11 protein-coding genes and 1 pseudogene are annotated in these 13,076 nt (G+C 41.5%); 9 read left to right on the top strand and 3 right to left on the bottom strand.

Annotated elements, in window-relative coordinates:
* The first annotated feature begins 192 nt into the window (after positions 1–192).
* Positions 193–468 (top strand): hypothetical protein, encoded by a 276-nt coding sequence (locus LC653_RS40840; protein WP_229501009.1) that lies wholly within the window; start codon positions 193–195, stop codon positions 466–468.
* A 150-nt stretch (positions 469–618) separates the two neighbouring features.
* Here LC653_RS40840 and LC653_RS40835 read toward each other — a convergent pair whose 3' ends face one another.
* Positions 619–1,197, bottom strand: coding sequence for an Alr1449 family protein (locus LC653_RS40835; protein ID WP_229501008.1), 579 nt, complete (start codon positions 1,195–1,197; stop codon positions 619–621).
* Positions 1,198–1,570: 373 nt separating this feature from the next.
* Here LC653_RS40835 and LC653_RS40830 point away from each other — a divergent pair, with 373 nt between their 5' ends.
* From LC653_RS40830 to LC653_RS40825, 3 genes are all read left to right on the top strand, one after another.
* Positions 1,571–1,801, top strand: coding sequence for a hypothetical protein (locus LC653_RS40830; protein ID WP_229501007.1), 231 nt, complete (start codon positions 1,571–1,573; stop codon positions 1,799–1,801).
* A complete protein-coding gene (locus LC653_RS47685) occupies positions 1,794–2,444 on the top strand; it encodes a TraX family protein (protein ID WP_372478289.1) in 651 nt (216 codons plus the stop codon). The genes LC653_RS40830 and LC653_RS47685 overlap by 8 nt, the downstream gene beginning before the upstream one ends.
* A 527-nt stretch (positions 2,445–2,971) precedes the next feature.
* A complete protein-coding gene (locus tag LC653_RS40825) occupies positions 2,972–3,931 on the top strand; it encodes an orange carotenoid protein N-terminal domain-containing protein (RefSeq protein WP_229501006.1) in 960 nt (319 codons plus the stop codon).
* A 743-nt stretch (positions 3,932–4,674) separates the two neighbouring features.
* On the opposite strand, the gene LC653_RS40820 is transcribed toward LC653_RS40825, so the two are convergent.
* Positions 4,675–5,049 carry a hypothetical protein gene (locus LC653_RS40820; protein WP_229501005.1) on the bottom strand — a complete coding sequence of 125 codons (375 nt, stop codon included), beginning with the start codon at positions 5,047–5,049 and terminating at the stop codon, positions 4,675–4,677.
* A gap of 573 nt (positions 5,050–5,622) precedes the next feature.
* Between LC653_RS40820 and LC653_RS40815 the strand changes: the two genes are divergently transcribed.
* Together LC653_RS40815 and LC653_RS40810 are read left to right on the top strand one after the other, a co-directional pair.
* Entirely contained in the window at positions 5,623–6,048 is a 426-nt protein-coding gene (locus LC653_RS40815; protein WP_229501004.1) for a hypothetical protein, read from the top strand.
* Positions 6,049–6,537: 489 nt separating this feature from the next.
* The gene (locus LC653_RS40810) at positions 6,538–8,757 is read left to right on the top strand and encodes a sensor histidine kinase (protein ID WP_229501003.1); all 2,220 of its coding nucleotides are present in this window, start codon (positions 6,538–6,540) and stop codon (positions 8,755–8,757) included.
* Between the two features lie 598 nt (positions 8,758–9,355).
* Here LC653_RS40810 and LC653_RS40805 read toward each other — a convergent pair.
* Positions 9,356–10,150 (bottom strand): dienelactone hydrolase family protein, encoded by a 795-nt coding sequence (locus LC653_RS40805; protein ID WP_229501002.1) that lies wholly within the window; start codon positions 10,148–10,150, stop codon positions 9,356–9,358.
* Between the two features lie 616 nt (positions 10,151–10,766).
* On the opposite strand from LC653_RS40805, the gene LC653_RS40800 reads away from it, so the two are divergent.
* From LC653_RS40800 to LC653_RS40790, 3 genes and pseudogenes are all read left to right on the top strand, one after another.
* Positions 10,767–11,306, top strand: coding sequence for a DUF2267 domain-containing protein (locus tag LC653_RS40800; RefSeq protein ID WP_229501001.1), 540 nt, complete (start codon positions 10,767–10,769; stop codon positions 11,304–11,306).
* Positions 11,307–11,423: 117 nt separating this feature from the next.
* Positions 11,424–12,026: pseudogene (locus tag LC653_RS40795) on the top strand (hypothetical protein).
* Positions 12,027–12,149: 123 nt separating this feature from the next.
* Positions 12,150–12,719: a Uma2 family endonuclease gene (locus LC653_RS40790; protein ID WP_229501000.1), complete on the top strand. Its 570-nt coding sequence runs from the start codon at positions 12,150–12,152 to the stop codon at positions 12,717–12,719.
* Positions 12,720–13,076 lie beyond the last annotated feature (357 nt).

Raw genomic sequence — 13,076 nt, 5'->3', positions numbered from 1 at the left:
GGACGCAGGTCTGGGTTGCCGAGTCGCGCTGGACGTTTTTTACTCATGATGTATCACTAAGAACATCAAACCAGATGTTCTTAGATTATATCTTTTGCATCCTTTTTGCTTAAGTTGACACCAATGATATATGATTGGCCCAAACTTTACAAAAAGTCACTGTATATTTAGGGCTTAACTGCTTCGTGAAAGATGTCCTTTGCTGACACAGATAAAATTAAATACTTATACAATCACAATCGTACTGTTTTTGCTGAAAAAGTAAACGCCTCTGGCAACATAATTTGCGATCGCACTGAGCCGCATAACGGTGCAATTGAGCGGTTGCAAGTAACAGTCTTGCTGATTGATGGGATGATTTTTGCTGGGCTACGCCCCGCAACTCTTGGAGACGCTTTGCGTAGCTTGCGTACCCCTTTGGGGTACGCTAACACGCAAAGCGCAAATAAGCAAAGAATTTACCTTTAGCTTTGTTCAAAAATCTCAATTTATCCCCCAAATATGCAACGCCCAAGCAACCCGTGCATACACACCAAGCTATCTCGACAGTCTGCTCCAAAAAAGCATAGCGTTTTCATTGATATTTGCCAAGGAAGTTTGAGCAATCATTCTGGGGCTTCAGTCTGGGAAAGCCAGACCAGTCATCGGGTCACGAATATACAATCCTAGCGTGAGACTACGCATCGCTTCATCCCAAACGGGTATTAGTTGTTCTGCTTGATCTGCCCAATAATCGAATGTAATCAAGCACTGAATATTCGACCCTAAAGCAATGCAAGTCCGCGAAAAAGCTTCCCGTGGTTCTTCCTGAGTGTCAATGAACTTCATCTCTGTCCAGACAATTTTCGCGGTTTGGCGCTTGACGGTAATAATTTCTCCCTTAGCAATGATGTTGCGGCTGTCGTTTTCCAGGACTTTCTTCAAGGTAGATTTTAGCGGAAACTGGCTCCAATCATTGGGTGGCAGAGGATTGAAAGATACTTCCAGACAGCAATCATCGTTGGGCGGTTTTTTATCGAGGAACTTGAAGGATTTTTCTTGTGGCTCAAAAACCCAATCCTGGGGAACATTGAAGCGAACAGCCCCACGATTCGCAACAAATATTTTATAGCCTGATGGAGATTCCCAACGATGGTCAGGCTTTAGTTCAAGTGTTTCTTTAATCCACTGGAGATTGCTTTTCTTACGCTTTGCCATAGTGTTTTTGCCAATCTGCTGAAGAGGGCGTAGGCGTTAGCCCGTCGTAGACATCGCCTAATTTGGGTCGTAAACAATCATCAACTTTGTTAATGTTATCAAATTGCTAGTATTTAGTAACGCTCTTGTATTACTCTTACCAAATAAAAATTATAAATCTTGATTTTCATTCATCGGCTTTATGAATCTATGGGTAGGTTGGGGAGCCACAGTCAAAAAAGAGGAAAGGGGGCAGTTCTTGCTGGGAGCAAGGGGGAAAACCCCATAAATAAATTTAGGGGCTTGAGACAAGGACGCATTATTTCTCGTGCCACTTTCCGCTCGAAATAAATATTTTTCCCTTGAGCATAAATAAATTTAGGGGCTTGAAACCATGAGGCAGGGGAATTTCAGAATCTTTCCCCAAGCTTTTAGCCCCCCGCAAGAACTGCCTCTTCGGTCAACCCAGCAAGTTAAGGTTCTGCTTCAGCGGCGGACTGGCGTTGAAGGTTTGGGCAACCCCCAAGAAGCAGAGGATTTTACTCAGGATATTTTTTTGAACCAGCAAGCGATCGTTAAGAACCTATTTGGCAATTTTGACGGTAAAACTCAACCTTATGATTAAATTTTCAGCTTTCACCATTAAAATCTTAGCAGCAGTGTTCATGGTTATGGATCATGTGTGCTATTTGCTAATGCCACACTTTTTAATATTGCACTTTATTGGGCGATTGAGCTTTCCCCTCTTTGCATGGCTTCTGGCTAAAGGCGAAAAACACACCCAAAATGTGTACCGCTATGGAAGCAGGCTATTAATTACAGCAATTATATCTCAGCCAATCTATACTGTTGTTTTCCAAAAGTTCTCATTAAATATTCTCTTCACGCTTCTTCTTGGACTTGTAATGTTGCGCTTAGTTAGGCTTTGTCCGCAATTATGGCAGCAATTCATAATTATTGGATTGTGTGCAACAGTTTCTGAGGTCTTGGGCTTTGAGTATGGCGGATATGGGATTGGAGTAATTTTATTGATGTCTTTAATAGACAAACTCAGTCTCAGAGTATGGTTGCTCTACTGGTGCATCTTGCACTTGATTTTAGTAATTCTATCTATGTATTATATATTTCAAATTTGGGCAATTTTCGCAGGATTCATTGTCCTTCGATTCAATGGTAGACAAGGTTCACGGGCTAGATGGTTTTATGTGTTCTACCCGGCTCATTTAATAATTTTAGGTGTAATCAATTATTTAATCCAGTCCAGGTAGGATTGTTACACAAAAAGATTGAGCCAGAACTATCCCCTAACTAAAGGGCGATCGCAAAAAATTTGCAAGTCGCATCTTACTAATAAACGAACCGAGGGCTTGCATTAGTCTGCTGCAACACATACAGTAATTAAAAAAACTAATTTAAAATTACCAACTTCTATTTTTATTGCCAAAAAAGTTCAAAACGTAGATAGATATATATCCATAGATAGATGCTATATAGTTAAATATATTTCTTGAGAAGGATATATTTTTCAAGAAATTACTTTTGTTTGATCAAAAATTGAAAAACAAATAGTAGATATACATTTCATTCAATGATATTCATCAGATAAATCTTATAAATCTTAGTCTTTTGTTAACGTTTGCCAGTTATGATACCAGAGTAGTGAATGATAATAATTCAAATTTGGATATCTAGGGATAATTGTGTCATGCAAAAAAAGTGCCCTAGATTTATCACCCAAGCTGCAAAATGTAGCCGAAAGCAACTACTGAATAGGTAAATCTTTAAGGTAATAACCATGAGTTATACTATCGAATCCGCACGGAATATTTTCTCTAGCACTCAAGTGGCAGATGCTGTTCCAGCCACTACAGCAAAGTTTGCTGAACTCAACATTGATGATCAGTTGGCATTTCTCTGGTATGCCTACGCTGAACTAGGTCGTACAATTACTCCAGCTGCTCCCGGAAAAGCAAATCTCCAATTAATGGAAGGTATATTCAACGACATTAAGCAGATGTCTCATGAAGAACAAACGCAATTAATGAGAGATTTAGCGAGTAATGCTGACACTCCCATCAGCCGTTCTTATGCATACTTTGGTGTCAATGCCAAGTTGGGATTCTGGTGGCAGTTAGGAGAGTGGATGAAACAGGGTATCGTCGCTCCTATGCCAGCAGGCTATCAAATGTCAACCCAAGTTAAAGCAGTGCTAGAAGCTGTTCAGAGAATCGATCAGAGTCAGCAAATTACTGTACTACGCAATACTGTAGTAAATATGGGATTTGATCCGTCTCTGGCTGATAACAAACAGGCAGAAGTCATAAACTTTAAGTTTCCGCGTGCATCCCTAAGCCCCCAATTTACTATTGAGGGAGTTACAGAACCAACAGTGCTGAAATACATTGAAGCCATGAATGCAGATAACTTTGAAACTGCTGTTGCTTTATTTGCTAATAATGGTGCGCTGCAACCACCTTTCCAAAAACCAATTGTTGGTCGAGAAGCGATTACTTCTTACCTACGAGATGAGGGACAAGGGTTAGTGATGAAGCCAACCAAAGGCGTTTCGGAAACTATAGAAGATGGTTATACACAGCATAAAATTACTGGTACAGTCGAAACTCCTTGGTTTGGAGGTAATGTTGGGATGAACATTGCTTGGCGATTTTTACTCGATCCTCAAGGTCAAATTTACTTCGTGGCTATTGACTTACTTGCTTCTCCCAAAGAACTGCTTAACCTAACCCGCAAGTAAAATTTCTTTGCTTTCTTAAATTGCGCTTCTTTAAGATGATCTTTTAAAAGGGTTTTTTGCTCTCATAGTTAGCAAAGCATTGCATCTTAGTACATAGCTAAAACCTAAATTTGGCGTTGTAATAACCCCGACAGAACTGCAAAATTATAACTTTCGAGGCTTTTAAAACATCCTCTAAGCGCCATAACGCTCATCAAATACAATCTCAATAAAAGCTCGGTTCACCTAGAACCGAGCTTCAGTCAAATGTAGGCAAACTAGTGTAAATAGGCTGTTCACTCAAATCAACGTTAACCACGCTCCCCAATTCAAAGGCTGGAGTAGAAACAGTGAAATTTTCTAGTACATTTGTTGTCTGAAATTTTCCCGAAGCCAAGTAGAGCGTTTTCGTTATCGTAAAAAGTTTATTGCATCTGGCTGCTTTAGATGATCGACTTCCCCTATTCTCTGCATCCAGTCTCGTCTAAGTTGGGTACGTTCCATAGTTGTGCCAAACTCATCAATCCAAACATCTGAAGCAACTTCCTGTAAGAAAATCTGCCATTCAGTACGGACACCTTCAGAGGATGTTTGAAAAGTCCTCTTGTCGGTAACAAAACGTTCTAGATCCCCCTAAATCCCCCTTGACAAGGGGGACTTTGATTCCGGTTCCCCCCTTTTTAAGGGGGGCTAGGGGGGATCAATAAGTGCCTAAAATTACAGCTAACCACTTTTCAAACAACCTTTCAGCACGTAATACCCGATCAACAAGCTTTTTCTAACTCAACAGCAACACTTCTTTGAAGCTGAATCAGTCTGTCTTGACATGCAGAAGCATATTGTCGGTCTAATACTTCAACTCTCTGTCCTAGATAATGTAAGACTCGATCTAATATTTCAGTTTGTGCTTGTTCTGAGTTAGCACAGTCTGCAATTATAAAATCTTGAACATCAATGTGTTTCTCAGATATTGTCGCAGCTAAACTTTCACAATTTCTTCGATTATCAGAACTTCCGCTGATCTGATTCAGTACCATGAAAGACCATTCTTTAATAGGAAGGTCAATTAGGGCACTATTAGCCATATCATAAAGTTCAACGTCCTCTTTTGCCCAGAAATCATCAGTGGATTTGGGCATTCGTACAAATAAAACTCAGAACTTGCATCAGTCCCGACGACCGCCTCAGAATTCATTCTGAGGCTTATAGCTAAAGTCTATCTATTGAAGACTGAGTAAGGGTTGTAGTCCACTTAAGTGGACTTGCACTATTAGCCTGAGAATTTATTCTCAGGCGGGATAGGCAGGTGCAAGATATAACTAAAGTCGAATTTAGTAAGCAAAATGAGCTTTTACTTTCTCAAAATGCCATTTGACTTTCTCATTTCGGTGTTTTCCGCAAGCAAAATCAGCTTTTACTTTCTCAAACCCCAGTTTGCTTTCTCATTTTGGTATTTTCCGCAAGCAAAATCAGCTTTTACTTTCTCAAACCCCAGTTTGCTTTCTCATTTTGGTGTTTTCCGCAAGCAAAATCAGCTTTTACTTTCTCAAACCCCAGTTTGCTTTCTCATTTAAGTAGTTCGCGCAATCTGCTGTAATTATCCCTATGTAGCAAAAGCTATTGCAGATTTGCCGGAATTCTCTCAGGCTGATCTATACGGAAGTCTTTTAAGGTAAAGAATATTAACAGTACTGGATTCCAAGGTGTAGATCATGGCTCGGAGAAAAAGAACTTCTGTAGTGTTAGAAAGAGCAGTGCGTCGTGCGGCTAGTATAAACTCAATTGATCCGAGGTTAGATTTAGGCAATGGACTCACTTTACCTGCCTTCTCAACCCTGATCGAGACGATGCGATCTAAAGAAAATGCCTACAATAGTGCCCTTTCTACCTTAGATAAGTTGTATCGGGAAATGCTAGAAACAGAAGACGAGTTGGGAGATATGACAGAACACATGCTCATGGCAGTCGGGACTCGATATGGCAAAAGCAGTGTAGAGTACGGCATGGCGGGAGGAGTTCCTAAGAACCAGCGTCGTAAGGGACTACGAGGCGAACCGCCAACTTCTAGTGATGAGCAACCGTCATTTGTTGCCAGTGTAGAAGGCAAGAATGGAAAGAAAACGGTAGCGACAAATTAAGATGTGCCCTAGTACTCAAAATTTTGTCAAACCCAAATAATTGCGTAGGCGCAGCCCGTCGTAGACATCGCTGTTTTATCAAAATATTTATACGCTAGGGACTTCCAAATAAAAAAATACCCAATAAATTTACGAAAAAGCTCTCTCTCCTCATTCCTCTGTGTTCTCTGTGTCTCTGTGGTTCGTTTATTTGGGTAATTTATTTCTTAGAAGTCCCTTAGTAGTCGCGCAGCATAACGCACCCTACTGGCGTGACAAGCTTAAAATAGTGCATTAAAAGTAGACGTAGGTTGGGTGGAGCGGAGCGCAACCCAACATATATCAGGATGTTGGGTTACGCAAAGCCTCCACCCAACCTACATTTTTTTTGCAACATTTTAGCCTTGCCACGCCACTACAACTTGACAAAAAAATTTAAACAAAGGTGAGTATGTGGGCATCTTGGGAACTATAGAAGCAAATCAGATTAGCATCAACTTGTAGTTTCCAATGAAAACTCCCTATTTTAGCAAAAGTAAAGCGTTCCCATTACAGATTGTTCTTGTTGTTCCCTTCCTGATCCAAATTTTTGGAGCAGTCAGTTTAGTGGGTTATTTGTCCTTTAAAAATGGGCAAAGAGCAGTTAATGACCTAGCAGAGCAGTTGATGGATCGCACCAGCGACGTAGTGGATGAACATTTGAAGTCTTATCTTTCCATTCCGCAAACGCTTAATCAGATCAATGCAGATGCTATCCGCAGGGGAATATTAGATGTGGGCGTAGGCGGAGCCAGCCGTAGGCATCGCCAAACCCTTGGTAAGTATTTCTGGGATCAGATGCAGGCGTATGACCTGACTTTTATTGGTATAGGACTAACAACAGGTGAGGGGCTTGGAGCGGCTCGTTACGACGGCAAAACCATTACCATTGAAGATTGGACTGCCAAGCCGCCTAACAATTCTACCAACTACGCCACGGATAACCAAGGCAATCGGACTCAAGTTAATAATCGTTTTAGTTGGAACAATTTCAGCGAATCTTGGTACACCCAACCCATCGCCGCCGATAAACCCATTTGGGCAAAGATTTATACTGTAAATTTTCCAACAGCCCCCTACATTGTTGCCTCTGCCAGTCGTCCCATTTATGATTCGCAAAATCGCTTACTAGGGATGATTGGCTCCGATATCCATCTGTTGAAACTCAGCGATTTTTTACGCAGTTTAGATATTAGTCAGTCTGGGCAGGTATTTCTTTTAGAGCGGGATGGCACATTAATCGCCAGTTCTGGCACGGAAAAGCCCTTTACCTTCGTCAATCAAGAAATCCGGCGATTGCGAGCAATTAACAGCTCTGACCCAATGATACAGAACATTGCCAGACACCTCCAAACCTCCAACGGGTTTAAGTCCATCACCCAAGACACAGATTTTCAGCTTGAGGTGCAAGGAAAACGGCATTTTGTTAATGTTGTACCTTGGCGTGACAAGTATGGTTTGGATTGGCTAGTAGTAGTGAGTGTGCCAGAAAACGCATTCATGGCGCAAATTAACGCCAACACAGACACCACGATCGCACTTTGTTTTGGCGCATTGGTGGTTGCCTCGGTGATGGGCGTGTTTACCTCTCATTGGATTGTACGCCCGATTCTGCGCCTGAATTGGGCAAGCGAGGCAATGGCATCCGGCAACTTAGATCAGACAGTAGAAACTAGCGGCATTCAAGAACTTAATACCCTGTCCAACTCTTTCAACCACATGGCAGGGCAACTGCACGAATCGTTTACTGCCTTAGAGAAAAGCAAGGAAGAACTAGAAGATCGGGTAGAAGAACGCACCACTGAACTTAAAAATGCATTAGAGGAATTGCAGCGCACTCAATCTCAAGTTATTCAAAGTGAAAAAATGTCTAGTCTCGGACAATTAGTTGCTGGAGTCGCACACGAAATTAATAACCCAGTCAACTTTATTCATGGTAACCTCGACTATGTGCAGGAATATACTCAGGATTTATTAGCACTTGTGCAGTTGTATCAGCAGTATAATTCTAACCCTGCTCCTGAAATTCAAATTGCCATTGAAGACATGGATCTGGAGTTTTTGCAGGGAGACTTGCCAAAAATGTTGTCTTCTATGAAAGTGGGCACCGATCGCATTCGCCAAATTGTATTATCGCTGCGAAACTTCTCCCGCACCGACGAAGCAGAATTTAAAAGTGTTGATATTCATGAGGGCATCGACAGTACCCTGATGATTTTGCAACACCGCCTCAAAGCTAAACCCGAACAACCTGAAATTGAGGTGATCAAAGACTACGGCACTGTGCCCCTAGTAGAATGCTATGCCGGACAACTCAACCAGGTGTTTATGAATATTTTAGTGAATGCGATTGATGCGTTAGAAGAAAGCAATGCCTTGCGTACTTATCAGGAGATCGAAGACAATCCTAGTAGAATCAAGATTCGCACATCGGTAGTTAATTCAACGTGGTTAGAAGTGGCGATCGCTGATAACGGAGTCGGTATTTCTAAAGAATTTCAGCAACGAATATTCGATCCCTTTTTCACCACCAAACCCATTGGCAAAGGAACCGGAATGGGTATGTCCATCAGCTACCAAATCGTCACAGAAAAACATGGCGGCAAACTGGAGTGCTTCTCAACTGCTGGAGAAGGAACCGAGTTTATCATTCAAGTTCCTCTCCAGCTAAAAGTTCATGGAGTGGTTTAACTTAATACTAGTTTGGAATTGCTTTTGTCTGCGTATTATCACCATATACAAATTTAAAACCAATTATATTATACATTTGTGGTTAGTAAAAACCAGTAGTTCTATTTGTTAAGGAACCTATGCAGATAAATCACAATACGCTTGGGTTAAGCCAGAAAAATAAATTTGCGTAGGTTGGGGAGCCACTGCGCCCTTGCGGTTTCCCGACTTGAAGCATGTGGCGTTTGAGGAACGAAACCCAACATTTTCGGGCATTTGTTGGGTAACACTAAAGTTCAACCCAACCTACAATTATCCTTAACCCAAGCGTATTGAGATAAATCATATCATGTCCGGTTGAACACAAGTCAATTGCAAACGTTGTGTTCGCAAAGCGTCTCTAAGAGTTGCAATCGCAGAGTCCAAGTGAATTGCTACTCTTCGAGAACGCTTTCAGCGAACGCTCCACTTCGTTGCACTCGCAATGACATATCATAAGCAATTTGCCGGACATGATATCAGGTGATTGAAACCTACGATCAAGGCGCAGTGGATTATGACGCAATTATGAAGCGTTACTGGCACATCGAGCGCGAACCTTTAATAGCTTGTAATTATATCACAAGTTGTTTTGAAACAGTTCTAGAACATGTTGCCAAGCATCAGGAGCCGCTTCTGGGTTATAACTTGGGTGCTGGGCTAAGAATGGGTACTTATCTTTGAAAAATCCGGCAAAGAATCCATGTCCTGCATCGTATCGGAATATACGATGATTTATTTGATGTTTCTTTAATTCTGCCTCAATTTGCTCGTTTTCTTCCTGGGAAACTAATGTATCTCTTGTACCAAAAAAGGCATAAATAGTACCTTTAATTTCTGAAGTACGATTAATAGTTGGAGTCTCTTCACCATAACTAGAAGTGGTAATTCCACCACCATAGAATGAAGCTGTTGCTTTGATATCAGGTAAAGTTGAAGCCATATAAGCAACATGACCGCCAAAACAGAAACCAATGACACCGATTGCATTATCCTTGACATTGGGTAAAGTTTTTAGGTAAGTAATGGTAGCTTGAATATCGCTGAATATCTGTTGATACTTTACTTGTTGATAGTATTCCAAGCCCAGCCGATAGCTTTCTGGACTATAGCCAACATCTTCTGAGCTAAAGTCAGCCTCAAAACCAGGAGCAATACGTTGATACATGGCCGGGGCTATTGCTATATATCCTTGTTTAGCAATTAGTTCAGTAATATCTCGAATATTAGTGTTGATTCCAAAAATTTCTGGAAAAACTATAACTGCGCCAAAGGTTCCGTTTTGTGCTGGTTGAGCTAAGTAAGCATCGATTTCTAAGTCATCGTTGGGTACTTTCACATAGTTCGTGTTAATTTCGATGTTTGTTTCTAGCATCTTTGTTTCGGCTGATTTTATACCAACTTATTTATTTTGACTGGTTTTCGACCTGACAATTCAGGTCATCTGGAAAACCTCACTTCTATTTCTCTCTTCCTTTAAGGAGAGAGACTTTGAATTTCCCCCTTCCCGCATCGGGAAGGGGGTTAGGGGGTTAGGTTTTTAGTGGACTTTTCCACATAACGTGAAAAGTCAGGTTTTCGACACAGACGGGCACAAACATCAGAAGTATTGCTCTCAATACGGTTCGGTTAAGAATATTTGTAGGTTGGGTTGAACATTCGTGTTACCCAACAAACCCCAGAATATGTTGGGTTTCGTTCCTCAAACGCCACATGCTTCAAGTCGGGAAACCGCAAGGGCGCAGTGGCTCCCCAACCTACACATTTTCATTTTTTGGGCTTAACCGAACCGTATTGGTATTGCTCTCCTCAATGAAGGTAAATCACTTACCCTCAACCATGACTTTACATCTGTGAGCAGATCAGATAAATTTCTAACTTTTGAATAGATACCATCTCAAACTTCTGGAAGATTCCAAGGGTTTTTGATTTGTGCGACCTTACATAAAGTAAGCATAAAGACTCAATATTAAAAAGCACAAGAAAAAACAATGCCCGATCAATCATTTAGGACAGACGTTCCAGAAATTGACCCAACGGAAATTGAAGATTCTCGAGCTGCGATCGCCGACGAACATCGCTCGTTCTTAGAAAAAGTCCAGGTCAGAGCCGGATTTGCAGACCCCTATGATGCAAGAGACTTTACCGAAGTTGTGTTTCGTGTTATGCGCGACTTAATGACCACAGAAGCCAGCGATCGTGTCGAGGCAGAACTGCATACAGAGGCTATACCTACGGATGAGAAAGCGCTCCAGTTTGAAGTGTCTGATCTCTGGAAAGACACCAATCCAATTGTGGGATTTTTGAGCCGGGTTCGTCCACCCTGGAAAGGCCCAGGTATCTTCAATATCGATTCCGATCGCTTCCTGTTCCGAGTTGCTAATGAAAGCGGAATGCCGCGATCGGTCGAACGAGAGCAAGCGGTTAAAGCAGTGTTTTCTGCCACCAAAGACGAACTTTCCGAAGAACGAATTCAGGAAATTGCTAGCTGGCTACCTGACTATGTACGTCAGCTTTGGGAGCAAGCTTAATTAGAACTCCGAAAAAGTCAAGTCTGTTTGCGAGTAACGATCGCAAACAGACTTTTTAATGTAATAGGTTTACCCTACAGCAAACTCTGTATAGTGCCGTACATGAGGTCTAGCAATATGCCTTATAGTCAGTTTACAACTATCAGTAAAGTTAAAGAAGCTTTCGGGTTAAAAACATAGGAAGGTGGGCGATTTATTCCTGCCACTGAACCAATTGAAGCATCTGCTACACTGAGGGCATATCTTGAAGAAAGTCTGTCACTTGTTTCTTCAGCAAGTGAAAAAGCGCGTTCAGAAGGAATTATTTACCCAGTATTATTAGAAGTTAGACGAATATTAAATCGCCAAATTAGCTTATTCTCTGGAGAAGATTTTACAGTTGATGAGGCCGTTGGGCTTAATGGAATGTGTAATTTTCTTTTAAGTCGTTCGCCGGAAGTGCTAGAAATTGAAGCACCTGCAATTGTAATTTTGGAAGCAAAAAAAGCTGACTTAAGAACAAGGTTTGGACAATGTATTGCAGAAATGGTTGCCGCACAAAGATTCAACGCCGCAAAAAATCGTCCAGTTGCCGTAATCTATGGTTCTATTAGCAGTGGTACACAATGGCGATTCCTGAAGCTGGAGGATAATATTGTCACCATCGACTTGATGGATTATCCTCTCCCACCTGTGGAACAAATTCTCGGATTTTTAGTTTGGATGGTTCAAAACAGTTGATAGATCAGTAAGCATCGCATTGCAGAATGATATCACCTCAGAAGTAAATCTGTGACAAAATAATATTGTTGTTTTATAGCCAGTGCGATGCCTGCCGGCGGGCTACGCCAACGCTTACGACCTATGATTTCTACCATCTCGCGCCGCTACAGCTTGGATGAATATCGTGCGATCGAAGAAAAAGCCGAAGGACGCAGCGAATATCGAGATGGAGAAATTGTACTTATGCCAGGAGGAACGCTCAAACACAGCCGCATCGGTGGGAACATTTTTGCCTTTTTCAAGTTTCTGCTGCGTGATACTCAATTTGAGCCAATTAACAGCGATTTACGGCTGTGGATTCCCGAACCTCGACGCGGAGTATATCCAGACGTAATGATTTTTGATGGCGAACCACAACTAAATGCTGAACGCTTAGATGAAGTTTTAAATCCGACGCTGATTGTTGAAGTCTTATCTCCTTCCACCGCAGATTACGACCGACTCAGTAAATTTCGGATGTATCGCTCAATTGCGAGTTTTAGCGAATATTTATTAGTCGAGCAGGATGAACCTTTTGTAGAACGCTATAGCAAGCAAGCTCAAGGTTGGTTACTCACTGATTTTAGCAGCTTAGAGTTATCTATTTCTTTGGATTCAGTTAGTATTGAATTGCCGATGGCGGAAATTTATCGCGGCATTGTTTTTGAGTAAAATAGCTCTGGCTTTTTGCAACAACGCACCCTATATTAGAGATGCGATCGCATTACGACTGTGGACACACATCAAATACCAGTTGTGAACGATAGAAACACACATCAAACTCCAAAAAGAAGTTCATACGTCCTAGCAACAAAGGTACATCATTAGACAAACTCCACGCAAAAACTAAGCTAACAGGCTCAAATGATCCAATCTGAGCAGATACAAGCAAACCTCTTGGTTCAACCTGACTTTTCCCGTTAAGTCTTGAAAGGCTTACTGATAAAGGATTTAACAAACAGCACAGCATATACGGTAGAGTAATTGAAATCGGGTGCTAAAGGTAACAAGCAATGCTGGACTGGTGGG

The organism is Nostoc mirabile CHAB5784 (genome assembly GCF_020829645.1).
Lineage (GTDB): Bacteria > Cyanobacteriota > Cyanobacteriia > Cyanobacteriales > Nostocaceae > Nostoc > Nostoc mirabile.
Note: the sequence above shows the minus strand (reverse complement) of the source record. Positions and strands in the feature narration are given on the sequence as shown.

Excerpts from the sequence above, each read along its gene's own strand:
- LC653_RS40840 (WP_229501009.1), top strand. The coding sequence starts at position 193 with ATGTCCTTTGCTGACACAGATAAAATTAAATACTTATACAATCACAAT.
- LC653_RS40800 (WP_229501001.1), top strand. The coding sequence starts at position 10,767 with ATGCCCGATCAATCATTTAGGACAGACGTTCCAGAAATTGACCCAACG.
- LC653_RS40830 (WP_229501007.1), top strand. The coding sequence starts at position 1,571 with ATGAGGCAGGGGAATTTCAGAATCTTTCCCCAAGCTTTTAGCCCCCCG.
- LC653_RS40815 (WP_229501004.1), top strand. The coding sequence starts at position 5,623 with ATGGCTCGGAGAAAAAGAACTTCTGTAGTGTTAGAAAGAGCAGTGCGT.
- LC653_RS40835 (WP_229501008.1), bottom strand. The coding sequence starts at position 1,197 with ATGGCAAAGCGTAAGAAAAGCAATCTCCAGTGGATTAAAGAAACACTT.
- LC653_RS40825 (WP_229501006.1), top strand. The coding sequence starts at position 2,972 with ATGAGTTATACTATCGAATCCGCACGGAATATTTTCTCTAGCACTCAA.
- LC653_RS47685 (WP_372478289.1), top strand. The coding sequence starts at position 1,794 with ATGATTAAATTTTCAGCTTTCACCATTAAAATCTTAGCAGCAGTGTTC.
- LC653_RS40810 (WP_229501003.1), top strand. The coding sequence starts at position 6,538 with ATGAAAACTCCCTATTTTAGCAAAAGTAAAGCGTTCCCATTACAGATT.
- LC653_RS40805 (WP_229501002.1), bottom strand. The coding sequence starts at position 10,150 with ATGCTAGAAACAAACATCGAAATTAACACGAACTATGTGAAAGTACCC.
- LC653_RS40790 (WP_229501000.1), top strand. The coding sequence starts at position 12,150 with ATGATTTCTACCATCTCGCGCCGCTACAGCTTGGATGAATATCGTGCG.
- LC653_RS40820 (WP_229501005.1), bottom strand. The coding sequence starts at position 5,049 with ATGCCCAAATCCACTGATGATTTCTGGGCAAAAGAGGACGTTGAACTT.